This is a genomic window from Pseudomonas sp. NFACC02 (assembly GCF_900110765.1).
Lineage (GTDB): Bacteria > Pseudomonadota > Gammaproteobacteria > Pseudomonadales > Pseudomonadaceae > Aquipseudomonas.
Genome location: NZ_FOEO01000005.1, coordinates 83,675 through 104,530, shown reverse-complemented (window position 1 = coordinate 104,530; position 20,856 = coordinate 83,675). Strand labels below are relative to the sequence as shown.

Sequence of the window (20,856 nt, the reverse complement as noted above, 5' to 3'; positions counted from 1 at the left end):
GAATCAGGCCTTCACCAACAATTGACGCGGTACGTTGCATAGAGTTTCGACGCCGGTTTCGGTGATCAGAATGCTTTCGGTGATCTCCAGCCCCCAATCGTCCATCCACAGGCCCGGCATGAAGTGGAAGGTCATGCCCGGCTGCAGCACACTGGTGTCGCTGGGGCGCAGGCTCATGGTGCGCTCGCCCCAATCCGGTGGGTAACTGATACCGATCGGGTAACCGCAACGGCTGTCCTTGTGAATATTGAATTTCTCCAGCACGGCGAAAAACGCCCTGGCGATATCACCTGTGGTATTGCCCGGCTTGGCGGCTTCCAGTCCTGCGGCAATACCTTCGACGACGGCCTTTTCACCTTCAACGAAATGCGCAGGCGGCGTGCCGAGGTAGATCGTCCGCGAGAGCGGGCAGTGATAACGCTTGTAACACCCGGCAATTTCGAAAAAGGTGCCAGCGCCCGTCTCGAACGGCGTGTCGTCCCACGTCAGGTGCGGCGCGCTGGCGTCGGCCCCGGTCGGCAGCAACGGCACGATGGCCGGGTAATCACCACCATGCCCGTCGGCGCCGAGAATACCGGTGCTGTAGATCTCGGCGACCAGTTCGTTCTTGCGCATCCCCGGTTCGATGCGTTCGTAGATGCGCGCATGCATGTTTTCGACGATGCGCGCAGCGATGCGCATGTACTCGATTTCCTGAGGCGACTTGACTGCCCGCTGCCAGTTGACTAGCCCGACAGCGTCGATCAGCGTGGCGTTGGGCAGATGCTTTTTCAGCGACAGATAGGCGGCGGCGCTGAAATAGTAATTGTCCATTTCCAGACCGATGTTCAACGCCGACCAGCCGCGCGGCGCCAGCACTTCCTGGCACAGGTAGTCCATCGGGTGGCGCTCGCGGGACTGCACGTAGAAGTCCGGGTAGCCGACAATATTGTCGTGCTGCATGAACACCGTACGCTTGGCGCCATTGGCGTCCTGACCACGGCCGAACCACACCGGTTCGCCGTCCAAGGCCAGCAACACGCATTGGTGAACGTAGAACGACCACCCGTCATAGCCGGTCAGCCAGGCCATGTTTGACGGGTCGGTCACCAACAGCAACTCGATGCCCTGCGCCTGCATCGACTGACGAACCTTGGTCAACCGCTTGGCATATTCATCCCTTGAGAAAGGGAGATTGACGACTATCTGAGACATGCAGATGCCCTCTGTAAATGACGCACTGATGAAAAGGATTGGAGCGAGTCAGCCACCGAAGCGCAGGCCCTTCCCCGCCTCCAGGGCCCGTTCGAAGGCCAGGTTGGCGATCGCGGTGTCCTGAGCGCCGGTACCGGTGAGGTCGCATAAAGTGATTTGGTCATCATCGCTGCGGCCTGGCTTCTGACCGGCGATGACCTGGCCGAGCTCGGCGAAATTCGACTCATCGCTGACGGCACCGGACACCAGCGCGTGATGCAGCTCGCCCAGCACGCGGGTCTGGCTCAAACGGTCGGCGACATAGCGGTCCACCTGTGCGAGCGCCTTCGGCGATATTTCGTTCTTGTGTTCGGCATCGGAGCCCATGGCCGTGATGTGCAACCCCGGCTGCAGATGGCGTGCGTGAATCAGCGGCTCGCGGCTCGGCGTACAGGTGATCGCGATGTCGACACCGTCCATGGCGTCATCCACGCTCTGGCACACCCGAACCGTCAGGCCGGATTCATCACCCAACTGCGCGGCGAAACCTTCGGCCTTGGCGGGATCCCGCGCCCAGAGGCGGACCTCGTCGATGGACCGTACCAGGCGCAACGCCTGCAACTGCAACGCGGCCTGCTCTCCCGCCCCGATCAGCGCGACGCTGCGACTGTTGTCCCGCGACAACCAGCGAGCCGCAACGGCGCCTGCCGCTGCTGTCCTGACGGCGGTGAGGTAGCCGTTGTCCAGCAGCAATGCGTCCAGCAGGCCGGTGCGCGCCGAGAGCAGCATCATCATGCCGTTCAGGCTCGGCAGACCGAGTTTGGGATTGTCGAAAAAGCCTGGGCTGACCTTGATCGCGAAGCGCTCGAGTCCCGGCAGATAGGCTGTCTTCACGTCGACTTCGCCGTTGTGCTCAGGGATGTCCAGTCGCAGGATCGGCGGCATGGCCACCGCCGCCGTGGCCAGCAGCAGAAAGGCGCGTTCGATGGTGTCTACACTCGCGATATCCAGCGCGATACTGCTGCGCAGATCGCTTTCGCTCAACAGGGTGACTTCGCTCATTGATTGGCTCCGGCCAGTACACGCAGGTGTTGTTCGAGGTCGACATTGCGCCCGCTGACGACCACGACGATCGGCCCGGCCGGTTTGATCAGCCCGTCGAGCAAGGCGCTGATGCCGACCGCCGCGGCGCCTTCGACGACTTGCCGCTCTTGAAAGTAGGCGTGCCGAATGCCGTTGCCGATGGAGGCTTCATCCAGCAGATGAACCTGATCGCACAGCGCGCGAGTCATGGAAAAGGTCAGACGGTTGTCGAGACCCACGCCGCCGCCCAGCGAGTCGGCCAGGGTCGGCAACTCCTCGACGTCAACTGGACGCCCGGCCTGAAGACTGGCGTACATCGCTGCACCGCGCTGCATGGAGAGACCGTGCAGACGAATGTTCGGGCTGGCGGCCTTTAGCGCCAGCGCCACACCGCTGAACAGACCGCCACCGGACAGTGGAATCAGTACCTGCGCCACCTTCGGGACCTGCTCAATGATCTCCAGCCCCAGCGTGCCCTGACCGGCAATGATTGCAGGGTGATCGAATGGAGGCAGCAGGACCGCGCCTTGTTCCCGGGCAATTCGCTCGGCTTCACGCTGAGCGTCATCCTGAGAATGACCGACAATGCAGACCTCGGCGCCGAGATCCCGAATTGCTTGCACCTTGTTGGGCGGTACCAGGTGCGACAGGCAGACGGTGGCTTTGACATTCAGCCGGGAAGCGGCATACGCCAGCGCGCGGCCGTGATTACCCGTCGATGCGGCGACCACGCCTTTGTCACGCTGATCAGCGCTCAGTTGCGCGACAGCGTTGCTCGCCCCGCGCAACTTGAAGCTGCCGGTGATCTGTTGCGACTCCAGCTTCAGATAGACCGGGACGCCTATCCGCTTCGACAGACTTGGCGAGTGCTCCATGGGCGTAACCCGCACCTGCGACCCGATGCGCTGGCGAGCGAGATAAACATCGTTGAGTTGCAACCCTGACATGACCGCGTCCTGACTGGCGTGTTGGTCGCAGTCTAAAAGCGGCGAATTGTGCTGATGAATGTACTAGGGCAATTTTTCGGGAAATCTTTTTTGCATCTCGCGTGGTCTGTCGATAACCGCATTACCACGCGGAGCGTGGGAACGATCAACGCCACCCATCGCGACTTGAGTGCAGGCATGGATGCCGCGAGGGCACGGATGTCACCTTAACCTGTGGGAGTCAGCGTGCTGGCGAAGACGGCAGGTCATTCACCCGTAACATGCCTGACCCAATGCTGGCTAAAAATCATGAATGCTCGGGTACTGCCCGAAGATCTCGCGCATGCTGTCCAGCGCATTGCGCATCTCGTCGTCGGTGCACTCGGCGCCGACACACAGCCTGATGCCACGCGCCCTTGGCACACCGCGCACGGTGAACGGGTCGGGCGAGGCCACGGCGATATGCCGCTGGCGAAGGGTTCGCACCAGACTGTCCACTTCCCAATGCTTCGGAATGCCGAGCCAGGTGTTCAGCGAGTTGGGGTGTTGGCCCTGAATGTATTCGCCCAGGTACTCACTGACCATCGCCTGCCGACCGTTCAGCAGGCGGCGTTGCAGACGCAGCAAGGTGTCGGCGCGACCGTCGCGAATCCAGCGCGCGGCCACTTCGGCCATCATCGGCGTGGCCATCCAGCTGTTCACCCGCAGGATGCTTTCGGTGCGCAGCGCCAGACGCTTGGGCACGGTGAGAAATCCGATGCGCATGCCGGTGAGAATCGACTTGGTCATGCTGGTGCAGTAGAACGACAGCTCCGGCAGGTAATGACTGATGGGCGGCGCGCGGTTTTCGTCGAGCAGGGGACCGTACACGTCATCTTCGATGATGTGCACGCCGAAACGCCGGGCAATGTCAGCGATCTCTCGGCGACGACCGTCGGGCATCAGGCTGGTGGTGGGGTTGTTCAGGTTAGGCGTGCAGACCAGTGCCGTGATGCGTTCGTTGCTGCACATGTCCTCGAAATGCTCCGGATCAATGCCGTGCCGGTCCATTTCCAGGCCCTTGAGCGTAAACCCCAGCACTTGCGAATCACCGATCACGCCGTGGTCGGTCAGGCCTTCACAAAGCACCACGTCGTCGGGACCGGCCAGCGATGCCAGGGCCAGGAAGATACCGTGGGCCGCGCCGTTGGTGATCAGGATGTCCTCACGCTCGACGCTCAGGCCCTGTCGCCCGATCCAGTGCGCAGCGGCCTCACGATGAGATTCGAACCCTGCAATCGGCCGGCAGGCGCGGATCCACGGTTGGTCCTCTTCGGTGCTCAGTTCGGCGCAGGTGTCTCGCCAGAAGCGGTCATGTTCCAGGGTGTGCATGATCCGTGCGGTGGAGAAGTCGACCAGCGCGCGCTCGGGGCTGTCGAGAATGTACGTCGCGACCCGGTCGCTCATGCGTCGCGAGACAAAACTGCCGCGCCCGACCTCACAGCGCACCAGGCCCTGCCGCTCCAGCTCTTTGTAGGCATTGGTCACGGTCTGCACGCTGATGCCGACAGCATCGGCCACCTGCCGCTGCGGCGGCAGGCGCTGATCGTCGACCAGCACGGCCTTTTCAATGTCACTGGCAATGGCCTGCACCAGAATCTTGTATTTGGATTCGCCGCCCCGGGCCTGATCCACGGCTGCCCGCCACTTCTGCATCATTGTCAGCTGCCCTCAGATCATCATGCGCACAGCATCTCCCGAGAGTACGCCTCGGGCAATTGTCCTAGTGCAATGCCATGACTGGCAGACCTTTTGTATGCTCGATCACAGGTCGATGCAAACCTGCCGTCAACGCAGTCAAACAACGTCATATCGACCGGTACTGATACGGCCCCGCCGTACGATCGGCAAACAACCGCCGGCTCCAGTACGTTTTGCGCTTAGCGTCACTGCCTCCTAACACAGAGCCGTTTGCAACGGGTCCACAACAAACAGGAGATTTTATCGATGAGCCATTTTGCACACAGCGTCACCCTTCCCTTGCGTCGCCTGTTCGTGGCTTGTGCGTTGTTCGGCTTGACGGCCGGCGCGGCGCAGGCGGCGACCACGCTGGAAACGGTCATGGCCAACAGCGAAATCCGCATCGGCTATGCCAACGAATCGCCATTCGCTTACACCGAAACCAATGGCAACGTCACCGGCGAATCGCCGGAAATCGCCAAGATCATTTTCGCCAGAATGGGCATCAATAAAGTCGATGGCGTGCTCACCGAGTGGGGCTCGTTGATTCCCGGTCTGCGCGCCGGACGCTTTGACGTGATTGCAGCGGGCATGTACATCACCCCTGCCCGCTGCAAGCAAGTGCTCTTCACCGACCCGCAGTACCAGTTGCCCGACGCGTTGCTGGTCGAGAAAGGCAACCCGAAAAAACTTCACAGCTACGAAGACATCGCCAAGAACCCTGACGTGAAACTGGCGATCATGGCGGGCACCGTCAACCTGCAATATGCCCGCGACAGTGGCGTGAAGGACTCGCAGATTCTGCAAGTCCCGGACACCACCGCGCAGTTGCAGGCCGTACGCGCCGGCCGTGCCGATGCCGCCGTCGGTACTCAACTGACCATGAAAGGACTGGCCAGCAAAGGCGGCGAGAAAGTGATGGCCGAGACCGACTTCAAAGACGATCCATCGCACATCGGTTATGGCGCCCTGGCGTTTCGCCCGGAAGACAAGGACCTGCGCGACGCGGTCAATGCCGAGTTGAAGAAATGGCTGGGCACCGAGGATCACCTCAAGACCGTGGCCCCGTTCGGCTTCGACAAGGACAACATCACGACCAAGACCGCCGCCGAGTTGTGCGGCCAGTGAGCCGGTTGGTCTGAATCCCGCCGGGCGCGGCTCCTGTGAACCGCGCCCATTCCCTGCGTAAACCTGAGCAGTGGTCGAGTCATGGGCGAATTACTACCGTTGTTGCTACAGGGCGCCTGGGTCACCCTCCAGGTCACGTTCTACGGATCGGTGCTGGCGATTGTCGCCGCGATCCTCGCTGCGCTTGGGCGAATGTCGCCCTGGCTGCCGGTGCGCTGGTTCTCCATCGCCTACATCGAACTGTTTCGGGGCACATCGTTGTTGGTGCAGTTGTTCTGGCTGTTCTTCGTGCTGCCACTTCCACCCTTCAATGTCGAGATGAGCCCGTTCGCGGTCGCAATCGTCGGCCTGGGGCTGCACATCGGCGCTTACGGGGCCGAGGTGATGCGTGGCGCTATCAGCTCGGTCGCCAAAGGCCAATATGAAGCCTCGGTGGCGCTGAACTTCACGACCTACACGCGCTTTCGCCGGATCATCCTTCCGCAGGCCCTGCTGGCAGCGATTCCTCCGGGCACCAACTTGCTGATCGAACTGCTGAAAAACACGTCACTGGTGTCACTGATCACCCTGTCGGACCTGAGCTTTCGTGCACGCCAGCTCGATCAGGCCACCTTCGAAACCCTGAAGATTTTCAGCCTGGCGCTGATCATGTATTTTGTTATGGCGCAGCTGATCAACTTCGCGATGCGTCGTCTAGAGGGCCGCTTGAGCCGGGGCCGGATGCGCGGAGGTCTGTCATGAAGAACTTCTTTGACTGGCCGTACGCGATGCAGCTCCTTCCGGAGCTGTTGCGCGCCTCCCTCAACACGCTGGGCATCACCCTGATCGGTTTCCTGATCGCCATCGTGCTCGGCCTGTTCCTGGCCATCGGGCGTCGCAGCAAACACTACTGGCTGTCCTGGCCAACCACACTGGTGATCGAGTTCATTCGCAGCACGCCGCTGCTGATTCAGGTGTACTTCCTGTACTACGTGCTGCCCAACTACGGGGTCAGCATGAGCGCGATGCAAGTGGGCATCATCGGCATCGGCGTGCATTACGCCTGCTACATCGCCGAGGTCTATCGCAGCGGCCTGGACGCCGTTCCTCGCGCTCAATGGGAAGCGGTGACGGCATTGAACATGACGCCCTACATCGCCTACCGCAACATCATCCTGCCCCAGGCGTTCCGGCCGATCCTGCCGCCGCTGGGCAACTACCTGATCGCCATGCTCAAGGACACGCCGGTACTGTCCGCGATCACAGTGGTGGAGATCATGCAGCAGGCGAAAAACATTGGATCGGAAAGCTTCCGTTATCTGGAGCCGATCACCCTCGTCGGCCTGTTCTTCCTGGCTTTGAGCATCGTTCTGGCCTATCTGGTACGGCGCCTCGAATTGCGCCTGGAGCTACGCTAATGACTTCTACCGTATCCAACGCATCGGCCTCGTTCGCGCACCTTCAACAGCGCTCGCCGATTGCGCACCCACATGAGGCCCACGCCATGCCCCTGCCCGACACGGCCCAGCCTCTGGTGAGTTTCAAGGACGTGACCAAGCGTTACGGCAACTTCACCGTGCTGGACACCCTCAACCTGGACGTTGCACCTGGCGAGAAAGTCGCCATCATCGGCCCCAGCGGCTCGGGCAAATCCACCCTGCTGCGCGTGTTGATGACACTGGAAGGCATCGACGAAGGGCAGATTTACGTCGATGGTGAGTCCCTCACACACATGCCGGGTCGCGGCGGGCTGCTGGTCCCGGCCAACGACCGGCACATACGCAAGGTGCGCGGCAAGATCGGCATGGTGTTCCAGAGTTTCAACCTGTTCCCGCACATGACGGCGTTGCAGAACGTCATCGAAGCACCCGTGCATGTGCTGGGCATCAATGCCAAGGAAGCCCGCGAGCGCGCCGCCGACCTGCTGGAACTGGTCGGTCTGGGCGCCAAGTTCGATCATTACCCTTCGCAGCTTTCCGGCGGTCAGCAACAACGTGTCGCCATCGCCCGCGCACTGGCGATGCGCCCCAAGGTGATGCTGTTTGACGAGGTCACTTCGGCCCTCGACCCCGAGCTCTGCGGCGAAGTGCTCAACGTGATTCGCAAGCTCGGCGCCGAGCACAAGCTGACCATGCTGATGGTCACTCACCAGATGGGGTTTGCGCGGGAGTTCGCTGATCGGGTGTGCTTCTTCTACAAGGGACAGATCCACGAGCAGGGTTCGCCGTCGCAGATTTTCGAGAACCCACAACAGGAACGGACGCGCGCATTCCTGAGCGCAGTGAAAGAGGCGAACTGAGCGAAATGTCAGGGTGTGGCGTTTCGGCTTTTAGCGCGATTTCGCCCCCGCGAGTCGCGAGCGGAGTGCCGCCAAACATGACAGATGACAACGATTTGCATCAGACCCTTTCAATAACGACATTGGGCAGGCCGCCACAGGGCATAACCTCAATCACCCGCTAAGCTTGCTCTGTTGACGCTTGCTTTAGACATCGCTCGGGGGAGATGAACCATGCTCATCAAATGGGTTGTGGCTGCGTTGCACGTGTTGGCATTCGGCTTCGCACTGGCGGCGGTTCTGGCGCGGGGACGGGCGTTGCGGCGACTGCGCACCGACGACCCGCGCTCTTTTCGCGATGTGTTCGTGGTCGACAACATCTGGGGCGTGTCGGCCGGCATACTGCTGATCACCGGTGCGTTTCGGGCCTTTGGCGGACTGGAAAAAGGCTCGTTCTACTACCTGCATCAGCCGCTGTTTCATCTGAAAATGACGGCATTCGTCGCGATTCTCGCGCTGGAAGTCGTGCCGATGTTCGCCCTGATCAAATGGCGCATCGCGTTCAAGCGAAACCAGCCCATCGACACCTCACGCTCAAGACGTTTCGCGCGGATCAGCCACATGGAAGCGGCATTGATGGTGGTCATCGTGATCGCCGCGACCGGAATGGCGCGCGGAATTCTGTTGAGCTGATGACGCCGTTTGCTGAGGACGCGGAGCGTCCGGAGCGGCGTTACCACGCGGAGCGTGGGAACGATCAACTCGCCCAGAAAAACATTGATCGTGCCCACGCTCTGCGTGGGCATGCAGCCCCTGACGCTCTGCGTCAACGCGCCTGGGAAGCAGACCGTCCGTACTGGCGTCGCCACGCGGAGCGCGGGAACGATCAGCCCGTCTCAGCTCACCCAGAAAAACATCAACGCCAGGTTCGCGGCCGAGATCAGGCCGAACAGGCCCCAGGCCAATGTTTTGGTCAGGGCATTGTTGGCGAACGGGCCCATCAGTTGTTTGTCGCTGGTGAAGCGAATCAGGGGCCACAAGGCGAAGGGCAGTTGCAGGCTGAGCACGACCTGGCTGAGCACCAGCATCCTGCCCACCGCGCCGTCGCCGAACCAGATGACGCCAGCCAGCGCCGGGATCAATGCCAGTGCGCGGGTGATCAGGCGGCGCTGCCAGCAGGGAATCTTGGTCTTGAGGAAACCTTCAAGTACGACCTGACCGGCGATGGTGCCAGTAAACGTCGAGCTCTGCCCCGCTGCCAGCAACGCGACACCGAACAGCACGCTGGCAAGCGCGCCACCCACCAACGGGTCGAGCAGGTGATAAGCATCCTGGATTTCCACCACATCCGCATGACCGGTCCCATGGAACGCCGCAGCGGCGAGGATCAGGATCGCGGCGTTGATCACCAGCGCCATGCTCAACGAAGCAATCGTGTCGACCCGCGCATAGCGAATCGCACTGGCCTTGCTCTCCACCGATGTGCCGTTGACCCGGGTCTGTACCACCGATGAGTGCAGATACAGGTTATGCGGCATGACGGTGGCGCCCAGAATACCGATGGCAATGTACAGAGGCTCCTGTTGACTCAGTACATCCCATGACGGTTTCAGACCCGCGGCGACGTCCGGCCAGAACGGTTTGATCAGCACCAGTTCGATAAAGAAGCAGGTGGCGATGGTCGCGATCAGGCCCATCACGATAGCTTCCAGACGGCGAAAGTTGGCGCCCTGAAGGGCGAGCACGATCACCGTATCGAAGGCAGTCAACGCCACGCCCGTGGTGATCGACACCCCCAGCAACAAGTGAAATGCCAGCGCCGCGCCGAGCACTTCGGCCAGGTCGGTCGCCAGGATCGACAGCTCGGCGAGCATCCATTGGCCCATCCCTACCCGATGGCTGTAGCGCTCGGCGGACAGTTGGGCGAGGTCGCGGCCGGTGGCGATGCCCAGTCGCGAACACAGGTTCTGCAAGACCATGCCCGACAAGCTGGCTAAGACCACCACGAACAGCAATGCATAACCGAAGCGCGAGCCTGCTTCGATTGCCGTGGCCCAGTTGCCGGGGTCCATGTAGCCGATGGAGATCAGCAGGCCGGGGCCGACGAACAACATCAATTTGCGAAGAAAGGAGGCGTTGGCCGGGATGGCCACGCTGTCAGTCACGGCCGAGGGGCAGAACGGAGCGGTTGCGGTGGTCGGGAGTCTGTATTTCACGGGAGTCCGGCGAATGCAATTCATCAGCCGCGAAGCTTAAACTCGTAGAAATGTTTTGTCTTGAATCTCTGTAAAAGCTCTAACATGCGTCGTCCCACGGATCTGGAAAACAATAAATGTCCTCACCTTCCCAAGCCTTTGGCACCGCTGATGCCCCACAAAAACCCACCGATGGCGTCGACCCGGTTCGCGCCGCACTGATCTCCGCCCGCATTGACCGTCTGCCCGCCGTGGCCACGATCTGGAAGCTGGTCGCGCTGCTCTCCATTGGCGGGTTCTTCGAACTGTACGACTTGTTCCAGACCGCCTACATCAGTCCCGGTCTGATTCGCGCCGGCCTTTTTGCGACCGGTGCGCAAGGCGTTTTCGGTTTCTCCGATCAGGCAGCCTTTGCCTCGGCGACCTTTCTGGGCCTGTTCCTCGGCGCCAGCTTGCTCAGCCCGATCGCCGACCGCTTCGGTCGCCGCGCCATTTTCACCTTCGCGCTGATCTGGTACACCCTGGCCACCGTGCTGATGGGTATGCAGACCTCGGCGTTGGGCATCATCTGCATGCGCTTTCTGGTGGGCATCGGCCTGGGCATCGAGCTGGTGACCATCGATGCCTACCTGTCGGAGCTCGTGCCCAAACGCATGCGCAGTTCGGCGTTCGCGTTTGCGTTCTTCGTCCAGTTTCTGTCGGTGCCCTCGGTGGCGCTGATGTCCTGGTGGCTGGTGCCGCAAGACCCGTTCGGGATTGCCGGTTGGCGCTTCGTGGTGCTGGCCAGCGCGGTGTTCGCGCTGTTCATCTGGTGGCTGCGCTCGCGCTTGCCCGAGTCGCCCCGCTGGCTGGCGCAGCATGGGCGGTTCGCCGAAGCCGAGAAGATCATGGATGACCTCGAAGCCCGCTGCGTGAAAGACCACGGCAAGGCGCTGGACGAGCCGGAAACGCACAACGTTGCGGTGGAAGGCAAAGGCCGCTTCGCCGATATCTGGCAACCGCCCTATCGCCGCCGAGCCCTGATGCTGATCGTGTTCCATGTGTTTCAGGCCATCGGTTTCTTCGGCTTCGGCAACTGGCTCCCCGCGCTGCTTTCGGGGCAAGGCGTGAGCGTGACCCACAGTCTGGCGTATGCCTTCATCATCACCCTCGCCTACCCGCTGGGCCCTTTGCTGTTCGTGAAGTTCGCCAACCGTTTCGAGAACAAATGGCAGATCGTCGGCTCCGCTCTGGGCGCCATGATCTTCGGCACCCTGTTTGCCCAGCAAAGCTCCGCGGCAGGACTGATTGTCTGCGGCGTGATGATCACGTTCTGCAACGCCTGGCTGAGCTTTGCGTATCACTCGTATCAGAGCGAACTCTTTCCCACCAACATCCGCGCCCGCGCGGTGGGGTTCTGCTACTCGTTCAGCCGACTGTCCACGGTGTTCAGCAGCCTGCTGATCGGTCTGTTTCTCGACCACTTCGGCACGCCAGGGGTGCTGACATTCATCGTCATCAGCATGCTGATCGTGATCATCACCATCGGTGCCTTCGGTCCACGGACGCGCAACCTGGCACTGGAAGACATTGCCCATCGCTGATGTTTTTTTATCCCACGACCGGGGCCAGGATGTGCTTGACTCCTCCTACCCTTGTCACCTTTGGCTGGAGGAGATCATGAGCGGTTCACGCCCCGAAAACCCTGACGCAGACGTACAGGACGTGACATTTCCGGAAACGGTTCCCGACCCGGTGGAGACCGACTGCGACCCCGTCGACGAGGGCTGCAATCCCGAGACAGGCTTCGAGCCAGGCACCGAGATGGTCCCGGAGAAAGGGGATTTCCATACCCGACCGGAACACTGAGCATCTTCAAAGCAACGGCACCCTGCCGATAATTCAACTGCTTGCGGCCCTATAGGAGTGAGCTTGGTCTGGGCGGCATTCCGACGAACGCGGTGGGTCAGCGACATCAATGCTGAATGCCCCTCCGCCTTCGCTGCCCTCGTAACCTCGGACGTCTCCCACAGGGTTCGCGTCGTTCCGATTCGGCGGTTGAAGGCACCCGTCATGGTGTCTGGAGAGAATGCGCCTAACGAATACCCAACCGCTTTGCCAGCCGGCTGAGGTTCGCACGATCCAGTTTCAACTCGCGCGCGACCTCGGCCCATTTGCCCTGATGGCGTGCCAACGCGTCGTTGATGACCACCGCCTGAAATGCATCGACGGTCTCCTTCAGCCCTTCCCCCGGCTTGACCACCGGTGAAGCGTCTGCGAGCACTGCCGGCATTGGGGCCGGAATCTGCACACCTTCATCCAGCCCGAGCGCCTCTGGCTCGATGGTGAGGATGCGCGGCCGTTGCGCGTGACGGGACAGCGCCTTGAGGACGGCACGGCTGATCAAATGCTCCAGCTCGCGGACGTTGCCCGGCCACGGATACGCCAGCAGCACCTTCTGCGCCTCGGGGCTTATGCGCAGGCTGCGCAATCCCATCCGTGCGCGGTTCTCTTCCAGAAAGTAACCGGCCAACAGCAAGGCATCGCGGCCACGCTCGCGCAAGGGCGGGACCACCAACGGGTACACGCTCAAGCGGTGATAGAGGTCGGCGCGGAAACGCCCGGCCCGGACTTCTTCGGCGAGGTCACGGTTGGTCGCCGCGATGATGCGCACGTCAACACGATGCTCCTGATCGGAACCGACGCGCTGCAATTGCCCGCTCTGCAACACCCGCAGCAGCTTGGCCTGCACCGGCAGTGGCAACTCCCCGACCTCATCCAGAAAGATCGAGCCGCCATCGGCGAGCTCGAACTTGCCGCTTCGCCCACTCACGGCGCCCGAAAAGGCGCCTTTGACGTGCCCGAACAGCTCGCTCTCGACCAGCATCTCGGGCAACGCGGCGCAGTTCAGGCTGATCAGCGGTTTCTGTGCGCGGGGGGATTGCAGGTGAATGGCCTCGGCGACCAGTTCCTTGCCGACACCCGTCTCTCCGGTAATGAGAACGGTCAACGGGCTGTTGCCCACCAACTGGATCTCTTGTTGCAGGCGCCTATGCACCGCGCTCTGTCCGATCAGCTCACGCGGCCCTCGCCCACCCGCCGCCCGCTTGTAGACCTCGGTCAGTTGCCGCTGGTCTTCGAAACTGCGCGCCAACTGATTGATGCGCTCACTGGCCATGACCGTGGCCGACGCCAGACTGGCAAACGCTTGCAGGTTGTCCAGATCGACGCTGCCAAAACGGGAGGGGTCCAGCGAGTCCAGCGTGATCAACCCCCACAGGGTGTCCTGCACATACAAAGGACAGCCCAGACAGTCATGAACTTCCAGTTGCCCGTGCAGCCCCTCCACCAGCCCGTCATAGGGGTCCGGCAAGTCGCAGTCAGTAGAGAAGCGCGTCGGCTCGCGGTTTTGCGAAATGATGTCCAGACGCGGGTGTTCGCCCAGTCGGAAGCGGCGCCCCAACGTGTCCGGGCTCAGCCCCTCGACCGACAGCGGCACGAACGCATCGCCCTCAAGCTTGAGCAGGGCCACGGCATCACACGGCAACAGCTGACGCAACGAGCGCAGAAGACGGCGGTAGCGTTCGTCATCCGGAAGGTCACGAGACAGGTCGGCCACCAGAGGGACAAGCGCCAGTAACAAGGGATGGGTCATGCGGACTCCAGACACAGCGATCCAGATCAGGAAGGCAAAAACGCGGTCATTATGACACCGGCTCAGGTTAAAACGACAGCGGCCAGCGGCCGTCTTCACAGTCAGTGATCAGTCGCCAATTAACCGCCGCAGGGTGTTGCAAAACTGAAACGAATGAGGCGAATAACACGGTACTGGAAGGCCGTTTTATTCTGACGCCAACCGAACGCCGGGGTTTGGCGGGTCGGTTAATTTAAATGAAGTTGTGAAAAAAAGTTTTTGTTTATAGTCGTGTCGACTCGCTACGGAGCATTCGACATGGCAAGAATTCAGGGAAGAGTTCAAGAGACTTTCCCACCCTTGGTAGTTGATCTGGACGGAACGCTGCTGCGTTCCGATCTGCTCATGGAAACGGCGATGGCTTTCGTCAGAAGCCAGCCATTGAAGGTGTTCAAGCTGCTGGGCTGGCTGCTCAAGGGCAAAGCCGCGCTCAAGGAAGGCCTTGCGCTGGAGACGCAGATCGACGTCTCCGTGCTGCCATACGACCCGCAGATCATTGAGCTGATCAATGCCGAGAAAGCCACCGGGCGGATGATTGTACTTGCCACGGCGAGCCATGTAAGTCTTGCCGAGCGTATTGCCGAGCATTTGCAGTTATTCGACCTGGTATTGGCTTCCAATGCCAACCGAAACTTGTCCGGCAATAATAAGCGCGACCTCTTGGTTGCACATTATGGCGAAGGCGGCTTCGACTACATCGGCAACTCAAAAGATGATTTGCCGATCTGGACTGTTTCGCGCCAGGCCTACGTGGTCAACCCGGATCCCGGCGTGGAACGGCGCGTCAAGGCAATGACTCAAGTCGAGCCGACCCTGCGCACCAACACCGCCAGCCTGCGTGACTGGCGCAGGGCGACGCGCTTGCACCAGTGGCTGAAGAACGCGCTGATCTTCGTGCCCTTGCTGGCGTCTCATCGATTCACCCAGTTTGACCTGATGCGGGACGGTGTCTTCGCCTTCTTGTGCTTCGGCCTCTGCGCCTCCAGCGTTTACATCCTCAATGATTTGCTGGACCTGGGCGACGACCGACACCACAAGAGCAAATGCAATCGTCCTTTCGCCAGCGGCCGCCTGTCGATCAAGGCCGGGCTGATCGCCGTGCCGACGCTGTTGCTCGCGGCCTTCGGCGCAGCGCTGTTGCTTCTGCCGTGGCAATTCTCAGCGGTCATGGCGGCGTACTACGGCCTGACCCTCGCCTATTCGCTGCAACTCAAACGCCTGATGGCCGTGGACGTGATCGTGCTGGCCATGCTGTACACCTCTCGAATCATCGCCGGGGTCGCGGCATTCAACCTGACGCTGACCTTCTGGATCCTCGCGTTTTCAATGTTCATCTTCCTCAGCCTCGCCATGGTCAAACGCTACGCCGAATTACGCGATGCGCGAGTGCGTGAAGTCACCACCATGGCCCGCGGTCGTGGTTACTACCCGGGAGACCTGGACATGATCGCCTCGCTGGGGGCCTCGTCGGGGTACCTGGCGGTGATGGTTCTGGCGCTGTACATCCAGGATGCCAAGACCACGGCCCTGTACGTCACCCCGCACCTCATCTGGCTGGCCTGCCCGTTGCTGCTGTTCTGGGTGACCCGCGTATGGATGCTGACCCATCGTGGCCAGATGAACGAAGACCCGGTGGTGTTCGCGATCCGTGACCGCACCAGCCAGGTGATCGGCGCCGTATTCCTCCTGATGTTCTGGATTGCCGCATGAGCGCACCGCTGTATTCCTGGGGCCGCTTTCCCGACAATCCGCAGCGAGGTCACAGTTGCGTGTGGCTGGACGACCTGCCCACGCACCTGGACAAGGTGATTGGCGAGCACAGCACCAGCCTGCCCTATGGCAACGGCCGCAGTTACGGCGACAGTTGCCTGGCGTCCAGTGATCAAGTCCTGCACATGCGCTCGCTGGATCGGTTGATCGACGCGGATTGGGACACAGGCCTGCTCAAGGTCGAGGCCGGCATCACGCTCGCCGACGTGCTGACGGTGGCCATCCCTCGCGGCTGGTTTTTGCCGGTGACGCCGGGCACTCAATACGCCACGGTCGGCGGCGCCATCGCCAACGATGTGCACGGCAAGAACCACCATGTACGCGGTACCTTTGGCCGCCATGTTCGCAGCTTCGGCCTGTTGCGCCACGGCCAGCCGGAAGTGGTCTGTTCGCCCAGTGTCAACGCGTCGCTGTTTTCAGCAAGCATTGGCGGGCTGGGGCTGACCGGGGTCATTCACTGGGCACAACTTCAGTTGATGCCGATCCGCACCAGCCAGATCGACACCACGACGGTGCGTTTCGCCAACCTGGCGGAGTTCTTCAGCCTGTCCCACGAACTCGACGACCAACATGAATACAGCGTGGCCTGGGTCGACTGTCTGGCCAAAGGTGCCGACACCGGACGTGGGGTATTCATCGTCGGTGACCACGCGCAATACGGCTCGCTTGAAGTCGGTCGGCGGGCAAAGCTCAGCCTGCCGCTCACACCGCCGGTGTCATTGATCAACAAACTGTCGCTAAGCGCCTTCAACAACCTCTATTGGCGCATGCACCCGAGCCAGAGGACGGTTGGACGCAGTGCTTACGAGCCGTTTTTCTACCCGCTCGACCGGATCCTGCATTGGAACCGCATCTACGGTCGTCGGGGCTTTCAGCAGTATCAATGCGTGATTCCAACGGCCAATGCCGAGCCTGCGATGGGTGAACTGTTGCGGGCCATTGCCGATTCAGGCCAGGGCTCGTTTCTCGCCGTGCTCAAGCGCTGCGGTGACGTGGCTTCGCCGGGCCTGCTGTCGTTTCCGATGCCGGGCACGTCACTGGCGCTGGACTTTGCGCAGAGCGAGCACCTGGAAAACGTTGTATTCCCGCGTCTGGACGACATCGTCCGGGCGGCGGGAGGCCGCTTGTATCCGGCCAAGGATGCCCATATGAGCGGCGCGGACTTTCGTCAGGCATACCCTGCCTGGGAGCGACTGGAAGCGCTGCGCGATCCCGCCCTGATGTCCCGTTTCTGGAGCCGCGTACTGTCATGACAAACGCATCGAAAAAAGTGCTGATCATCGGCGCAACCTCGGCCATTGCCAGCGCCTGCGCCCGGTTGTGGGCCAGTGAAGGCAGCGATTTTTTCCTCGTCGCGCGCAACGTCGACAAACTGCAGCAGACCGCCGCGGACCTCAAGTCGCGCGGTGCGAAGAACGTGACCCTGCACGAGATGGACGCCAACGACATCGACGCTCATCCGCTGATGCTCGGGCGATGCCTGACGGCCCTCGGCCAGATCGACATCGCGTTGATCGCCCACGGCACCCTGCCCGACCAGAAAGCCTGTGAGCGCGACGTGAACCTCGCGTTGCGCGAGTTCGCCAACAACTGCACCTCGGTGATCGCCCTGCTGACCTGCCTGGCGATGCAGTTCGAAACCCAGCGGTGCGGCAGTCTGGCGATCATCTCGTCGGTGGCAGCCGATCGCGGACGGCCTTCGAATTATCTGTATGGCAGCGCCAAGGCCGCCGTGTCGACCTATTGCGAAGGTTTGCAGGCGCGCCTGTTCAAGGTCGGCGTTCACGTCACCACGATCAAACCGGGGTTCGTCGATACCCCGATGACCCAAGGCCTGTCTCTGCCCGCCGCACTGCTGGCGCAACCGGCACAGGTTGCCCAACGGATCGTCAAAGGCATCGCCAACAAAGTGCCGACCCTTTACGCACCCGGATTCTGGGCCTTGATCATGCTGGTCATTCGCTCCATCCCGCAGCCGCTGTTCAAGAGGCTCAACCTGTGAACCCCGTTGATGCTCACGAACGGTCGCACTTGTCGGGCTGGCGTTACCGGGCGGTGTTGCTGTCGGTGGTCGGGTCAGCGCTGGGCTATCTGGGCTTTTCGCTCTGGGGCGGCTGGCACGCGGTCGGCGCGGCGGTCAGCGAAGTCGGTCTGGTCGGCATCGTCATTGCGCTGTTCATGTCCTCGGTCAACTACGGCCTGCGTTTCATGCGCTGGCAAACTTACCTCAGGGTACTCGGCCACCCCATGCCCTGGCGCCCTAGCCTGAACATTTACCTTGCCGGATTCGCCTTGACCACGACGCCCGGAAAAGCCGGTGAAGCGTTGCGCGGCGTCCTCCTCAAGCGTTGGGGGGTGCCTTATCCGCAGAGCTTCGCGGCGTTCTTCAGCGAGCGCCTGTCGGACCTGTTCGCGGTGGTGCTGCTGACGCTGTTTGGCCTGTCGCTGTACCCCGAAGCGCTGCCCATGATCGTGGTGGGCGTCGCACTGGTAATGGTCGGTCTACTGGTGCTGTCGCAGCGGCGCTTGCTCGAACGCCTGACCCGGAGTGTGCCGACTGGGGGCGGCAAAGTCATGGGCCTGCTTCGCCACCTGCTGCAGGTGTTGCTGCACGCACAACAGTGTCATCGACTGCGCCTGATGTTCGGCCTGACGATCCTGAGCGTAATCGCCTGGAGTGCCGAAGCCCTGGCCTTTGACTGGATTCTGAAATGGATGGGCGCCGACATTCCGCTGACATTCGCGGTGTTCGTCTATGCGCTTGCAATGTTGGCCGGGGCCGTCAGCTTCATGCCGGGTGGCCTGGGTGGCGCGGAAGCGGTGATGGTCGGCCTGCTGGTCTGGAAAGGCATGAGCAGTGCCGACGCGGTGGCCGCCACCGTGTTGATCCGCCTTGCCACGCTGTGGTTCGCCGTGGCCATCGGCGCCCTGATGTTGTTCAAGCTCAATGGCGAGAAAACGCCGGAAAGCCAACCGCTTCAATCACACGATTCATGAGTAAAACAGGGACAGGAGTGCAGTTCATGGTGGCAGCAGTACGTAATCGAGCAGCGACAGTGATTCCCCTGCTGCTGGTGATCGGGGCAATCATCGCCAGTTTTCTGGCATCAAGCGGGCCCATTCAATGGATGGACAATGGCGTGTTCCTGGCCGATGCCGCGCAAGGCGTGTATTTCAGCCAGACGCTCGGCCCGCTGGACCATCCGCTTTACCTGTTCGTGACCACTGCGCTGTATGCCGGTTTCGGTCCCTTGGTGCTGAGCTTCATGAACTCGCTGCTGCTGATTCCATTGGCGTGGGCGATCTACCGGCTGGCAAAGGGCGTTGGCGCCACGACGCAGCTTGCGCTGCTTTGCGCTGCCGCCGCGATCCTGTGTCATTGCGTGTTCTGGGTCTCGACCAAAGCGGAGGTGTACATCCTCCACGTGGTGTTGGTGACGCTGGCGTACATGCTGCATTTCGACGAAAAGTTCAGGCTGGGCGCGCTGCAGAAGCTGTTCCTGATCGGCATGCTGACCGGCCTCGCCGGGGCGATTCATCAACTGACCTTCATCGTGCTGTTTCCGCTGTACGTGCAACTGCTGTGGCAGCACAAGTGGCGCATGCTGATCACGTTGCCGGGTTTTGCCCTGGGCTTCAGCGTGGCGTTTCCGGGTATCGCCAACGAGCTGCACGCCGGTGTCAGCCTCTACGACATCGGGCATCGTTACCTGATCGGTATCCCTGACAGAACCGCTGAGCAGAGCTGGCAAGGGTCGCTGTTCCGCTTCGATGACATGTGGCACGAGAAGAACTCGGTGGCGCTGATGATGCTGTCGCTGATCGGGCCACAAGTGGTGGGGTTGGTGATGTTTCCCAAAAACCCGAAACTGCGCCTGTTGTGGTGGGCGGCGATGATGAACTTCATCTTCGCGGTTTCGTATAACGTCACCGACCGGTTCACCTTTTTTCTGCCAGGGGCTGTGTTGTTGAGCGTCATTGGTGTGATGCAGTTGCAAGCGCTGCTGCAACGCACCGCAGCGGCCCCGCTGGTGAACGCTGCACCGCTGGCTGCGCCGGTGACCATCCTTGCGGTCTTTGCAATCTATTCCAGTGGCGTCATCGACCTGCCGACGCACAAGGAAGCGTTGCCCTTCAGGGATGACATTCACTATTTCATGGCGCCTTACTTGCGTGACCGCTCCGCCGAGCAGTTTGTCCTCAGCTATGAAAAATCCGCCCCGCAAGGCGCGCTGATCATCTCCGACTGGACCCCCAACGGCGCCCTGCGCTCGGCCCAGGCGGCGGGCCTGTTGCAGAACCGGACGTTCGAGCTGTGTGAGGAAGTGCAAAACATCGACGCCTACCTGAAAGGCCCGGGCGCGTACCTGGCGCGCACCAGCTACTGCGACGTGATTGCTGGCCGGTTTGATTTGCAGACGTTGCCGGTGGGGTACGAGTTAAGGGCCAAGTAGCCCGGACATGCTTCTGCACGAAGGGGTGAGCGACACGTTTCAGGCGTTTGATTCTGGCCGCAGGAACGCGCCTACCCGGAGGGCGTGGTAGGAGCGTGGCTTGTCCCGCGATCTGGCGCGAAGCGGCAGTAACGTCAGGCAACCCGGTGGGTCAGAAAGACCGCATCAGCCGGGTCTGCTGCCGGTGCCCGGCAGATCGCGGGACAACGTGGAGCGCCACCCCGGCACGTCCTACTCCTCCGGCAGAATCAAAAGCGACGCAGCGGTCTGCCTCTGATCTCGCTTCTGATCTGCTTACTGTTTTGAGGTTCGCGGTTGGTGGGTTTGTTGGGTTTGTTGGGTTTGGCATTGGGAGGGTGGGCAGATCCATTTCCTGGGGTGGGGCCGAATCACCTTTCCGCCCCTCCGGCGGGTCACTTTTGAAAAGGCACCAAAAGTAACCAAAAGTGCCCGGCTCCTGGTTGGGCCCTCGTTCCTC

At 61.3% G+C, this 20,856-nt stretch carries 18 protein-coding genes; 12 read left to right on the top strand and 6 right to left on the bottom strand.

The annotated features are described in order from the left end of the window. Window positions 1-3: 3 nt before the first annotated feature. The 4 genes from doeA to BMY73_RS06595 all read right to left on the bottom strand — a co-directional run bounded on the left by doeA (window position 4) and on the right by BMY73_RS06595 (window position 4,877). On the bottom strand, window positions 4-1,194 hold the full coding sequence (doeA, locus tag BMY73_RS06610; protein WP_092405897.1) for an ectoine hydrolase DoeA: 1,191 nt from the start codon (window positions 1,192-1,194) through the stop codon (window positions 4-6). A 48-nt stretch (window positions 1,195-1,242) separates the two neighbouring features. Next, window positions 1,243-2,235 (bottom strand): ectoine utilization protein EutC, encoded by a 993-nt coding sequence (gene eutC / locus BMY73_RS06605; protein ID WP_092405896.1) that lies wholly within the window; start codon window positions 2,233-2,235, stop codon window positions 1,243-1,245. Continuing rightward, complete coding sequence (gene eutB, locus BMY73_RS06600; RefSeq protein ID WP_092405895.1) at window positions 2,232-3,203, bottom strand: hydroxyectoine utilization dehydratase EutB; 972 nt, start codon at window positions 3,201-3,203, stop codon at window positions 2,232-2,234. The genes eutC and eutB overlap by 4 nt, the downstream gene beginning before the upstream one ends. A gap of 279 nt (window positions 3,204-3,482) precedes the next feature. Next, window positions 3,483-4,877 carry a MocR-like ectoine utilization transcription factor EhuR gene (locus tag BMY73_RS06595; protein ID WP_092406153.1) on the bottom strand — a complete coding sequence of 465 codons (1,395 nt, stop codon included), beginning with the start codon at window positions 4,875-4,877 and terminating at the stop codon, window positions 3,483-3,485. A gap of 291 nt (window positions 4,878-5,168) precedes the next feature. Between BMY73_RS06595 and ehuB the strand changes: the two genes are divergently transcribed. The 5 genes from ehuB (at window position 5,169) to BMY73_RS06570 (ending at window position 8,979) form a co-directional block, all read left to right on the top strand. After that, window positions 5,169-6,029, top strand: a complete 861-nt coding sequence (gene ehuB, locus BMY73_RS06590; RefSeq protein ID WP_092405894.1) for an ectoine/hydroxyectoine ABC transporter substrate-binding protein EhuB — start codon at window positions 5,169-5,171, stop codon at window positions 6,027-6,029. Between the two features lie 81 nt (window positions 6,030-6,110). Then, window positions 6,111-6,770 carry an ectoine/hydroxyectoine ABC transporter permease subunit EhuC gene (ehuC, locus tag BMY73_RS06585; RefSeq protein ID WP_062387510.1) on the top strand — a complete coding sequence of 220 codons (660 nt, stop codon included), beginning with the start codon at window positions 6,111-6,113 and terminating at the stop codon, window positions 6,768-6,770. Further along, a complete protein-coding gene (gene ehuD, locus BMY73_RS06580; protein ID WP_062387512.1) occupies window positions 6,767-7,426 on the top strand; it encodes an ectoine/hydroxyectoine ABC transporter permease subunit EhuD in 660 nt (219 codons plus the stop codon). The genes ehuC and ehuD overlap by 4 nt, the downstream gene beginning before the upstream one ends. Window positions 7,427-7,512: 86 nt before the next feature. After that, complete coding sequence (ehuA, locus tag BMY73_RS06575; RefSeq protein WP_092406151.1) at window positions 7,513-8,307, top strand: ectoine/hydroxyectoine ABC transporter ATP-binding protein EhuA; 795 nt, start codon at window positions 7,513-7,515, stop codon at window positions 8,305-8,307. Between the two features lie 213 nt (window positions 8,308-8,520). Then, window positions 8,521-8,979, top strand: coding sequence for a DUF2214 family protein (locus BMY73_RS06570; RefSeq protein WP_062387515.1), 459 nt, complete (start codon window positions 8,521-8,523; stop codon window positions 8,977-8,979). Between the two features lie 203 nt (window positions 8,980-9,182). On the opposite strand, the gene BMY73_RS06565 is transcribed toward BMY73_RS06570, so the two are convergent. Then, a complete protein-coding gene (locus BMY73_RS06565) occupies window positions 9,183-10,502 on the bottom strand; it encodes an Nramp family divalent metal transporter (RefSeq protein WP_092405893.1) in 1,320 nt (439 codons plus the stop codon). A gap of 116 nt (window positions 10,503-10,618) precedes the next feature. Here BMY73_RS06565 and BMY73_RS06560 point away from each other — a divergent pair, with 116 nt between their 5' ends. Together BMY73_RS06560 and BMY73_RS06555 are read left to right on the top strand one after the other, a co-directional pair. Beyond that, a complete protein-coding gene (locus tag BMY73_RS06560; RefSeq protein ID WP_062387522.1) occupies window positions 10,619-12,064 on the top strand; it encodes an MFS transporter in 1,446 nt (481 codons plus the stop codon). 76 nt (window positions 12,065-12,140) lie between these two features. Next, window positions 12,141-12,329 carry a hypothetical protein gene (locus tag BMY73_RS06555; protein ID WP_139214125.1) on the top strand — a complete coding sequence of 63 codons (189 nt, stop codon included), beginning with the start codon at window positions 12,141-12,143 and terminating at the stop codon, window positions 12,327-12,329. 226 nt (window positions 12,330-12,555) lie between these two features. Here the strand turns inward: BMY73_RS06555 and norR are convergent, their stop codons facing one another. After that, complete coding sequence (norR, locus tag BMY73_RS06550) at window positions 12,556-14,115, bottom strand: nitric oxide reductase transcriptional regulator NorR (RefSeq protein WP_092405892.1); 1,560 nt, start codon at window positions 14,113-14,115, stop codon at window positions 12,556-12,558. A gap of 297 nt (window positions 14,116-14,412) precedes the next feature. Between norR and BMY73_RS06545 the strand changes: the two genes are divergently transcribed. From BMY73_RS06545 to BMY73_RS06525, 5 genes are read left to right on the top strand one after another with little or no spacing between them, the layout of a single operon-like run. Beyond that, the gene (locus tag BMY73_RS06545; RefSeq protein ID WP_092405891.1) at window positions 14,413-15,864 is read left to right on the top strand and encodes a UbiA family prenyltransferase; all 1,452 of its coding nucleotides are present in this window, start codon (window positions 14,413-14,415) and stop codon (window positions 15,862-15,864) included. Beyond that, window positions 15,861-17,177: an FAD-binding oxidoreductase gene (locus tag BMY73_RS06540; protein WP_092405890.1), complete on the top strand. Its 1,317-nt coding sequence runs from the start codon at window positions 15,861-15,863 to the stop codon at window positions 17,175-17,177. The genes BMY73_RS06545 and BMY73_RS06540 overlap by 4 nt, the downstream gene beginning before the upstream one ends. Beyond that, the gene (locus BMY73_RS06535) at window positions 17,174-17,926 is read left to right on the top strand and encodes an SDR family oxidoreductase (protein ID WP_062387573.1); all 753 of its coding nucleotides are present in this window, start codon (window positions 17,174-17,176) and stop codon (window positions 17,924-17,926) included. Before BMY73_RS06540 ends, BMY73_RS06535 begins: the two co-directional genes overlap by 4 nt. Beyond that, entirely contained in the window at window positions 17,923-18,921 is a 999-nt protein-coding gene (locus BMY73_RS06530) for a lysylphosphatidylglycerol synthase transmembrane domain-containing protein (protein WP_092405889.1), read from the top strand. The genes BMY73_RS06535 and BMY73_RS06530 overlap by 4 nt, the downstream gene beginning before the upstream one ends. A gap of 26 nt (window positions 18,922-18,947) precedes the next feature. Next, on the top strand, window positions 18,948-20,378 hold the full coding sequence (locus BMY73_RS06525; RefSeq protein WP_092405888.1) for a DUF2723 domain-containing protein: 1,431 nt from the start codon (window positions 18,948-18,950) through the stop codon (window positions 20,376-20,378). Window positions 20,379-20,856: the final 478 nt, after the last annotated feature.

Excerpts from the sequence above, each read along its gene's own strand:
- doeA (WP_092405897.1), bottom strand. The coding sequence starts at position 1,194 with ATGTCTCAGATAGTCGTCAATCTCCCTTTCTCAAGGGATGAATATGCC.
- eutC (WP_092405896.1), bottom strand. The coding sequence starts at position 2,235 with ATGAGCGAAGTCACCCTGTTGAGCGAAAGCGATCTGCGCAGCAGTATC.
- eutB (WP_092405895.1), bottom strand. The coding sequence starts at position 3,203 with ATGTCAGGGTTGCAACTCAACGATGTTTATCTCGCTCGCCAGCGCATC.
- BMY73_RS06595 (WP_092406153.1), bottom strand. The coding sequence starts at position 4,877 with ATGCAGAAGTGGCGGGCAGCCGTGGATCAGGCCCGGGGCGGCGAATCC.
- ehuB (WP_092405894.1), top strand. The coding sequence starts at position 5,169 with ATGAGCCATTTTGCACACAGCGTCACCCTTCCCTTGCGTCGCCTGTTC.
- ehuC (WP_062387510.1), top strand. The coding sequence starts at position 6,111 with ATGGGCGAATTACTACCGTTGTTGCTACAGGGCGCCTGGGTCACCCTC.
- ehuD (WP_062387512.1), top strand. The coding sequence starts at position 6,767 with ATGAAGAACTTCTTTGACTGGCCGTACGCGATGCAGCTCCTTCCGGAG.
- ehuA (WP_092406151.1), top strand. The coding sequence starts at position 7,513 with ATGCCCCTGCCCGACACGGCCCAGCCTCTGGTGAGTTTCAAGGACGTG.
- BMY73_RS06570 (WP_062387515.1), top strand. The coding sequence starts at position 8,521 with ATGCTCATCAAATGGGTTGTGGCTGCGTTGCACGTGTTGGCATTCGGC.
- BMY73_RS06560 (WP_062387522.1), top strand. The coding sequence starts at position 10,619 with ATGTCCTCACCTTCCCAAGCCTTTGGCACCGCTGATGCCCCACAAAAA.
- BMY73_RS06555 (WP_139214125.1), top strand. The coding sequence starts at position 12,141 with ATGAGCGGTTCACGCCCCGAAAACCCTGACGCAGACGTACAGGACGTG.
- norR (WP_092405892.1), bottom strand. The coding sequence starts at position 14,115 with ATGACCCATCCCTTGTTACTGGCGCTTGTCCCTCTGGTGGCCGACCTG.
- BMY73_RS06545 (WP_092405891.1), top strand. The coding sequence starts at position 14,413 with ATGGCAAGAATTCAGGGAAGAGTTCAAGAGACTTTCCCACCCTTGGTA.
- BMY73_RS06540 (WP_092405890.1), top strand. The coding sequence starts at position 15,861 with ATGAGCGCACCGCTGTATTCCTGGGGCCGCTTTCCCGACAATCCGCAG.
- BMY73_RS06535 (WP_062387573.1), top strand. The coding sequence starts at position 17,174 with ATGACAAACGCATCGAAAAAAGTGCTGATCATCGGCGCAACCTCGGCC.
- BMY73_RS06525 (WP_092405888.1), top strand. The coding sequence starts at position 18,948 with ATGGTGGCAGCAGTACGTAATCGAGCAGCGACAGTGATTCCCCTGCTG.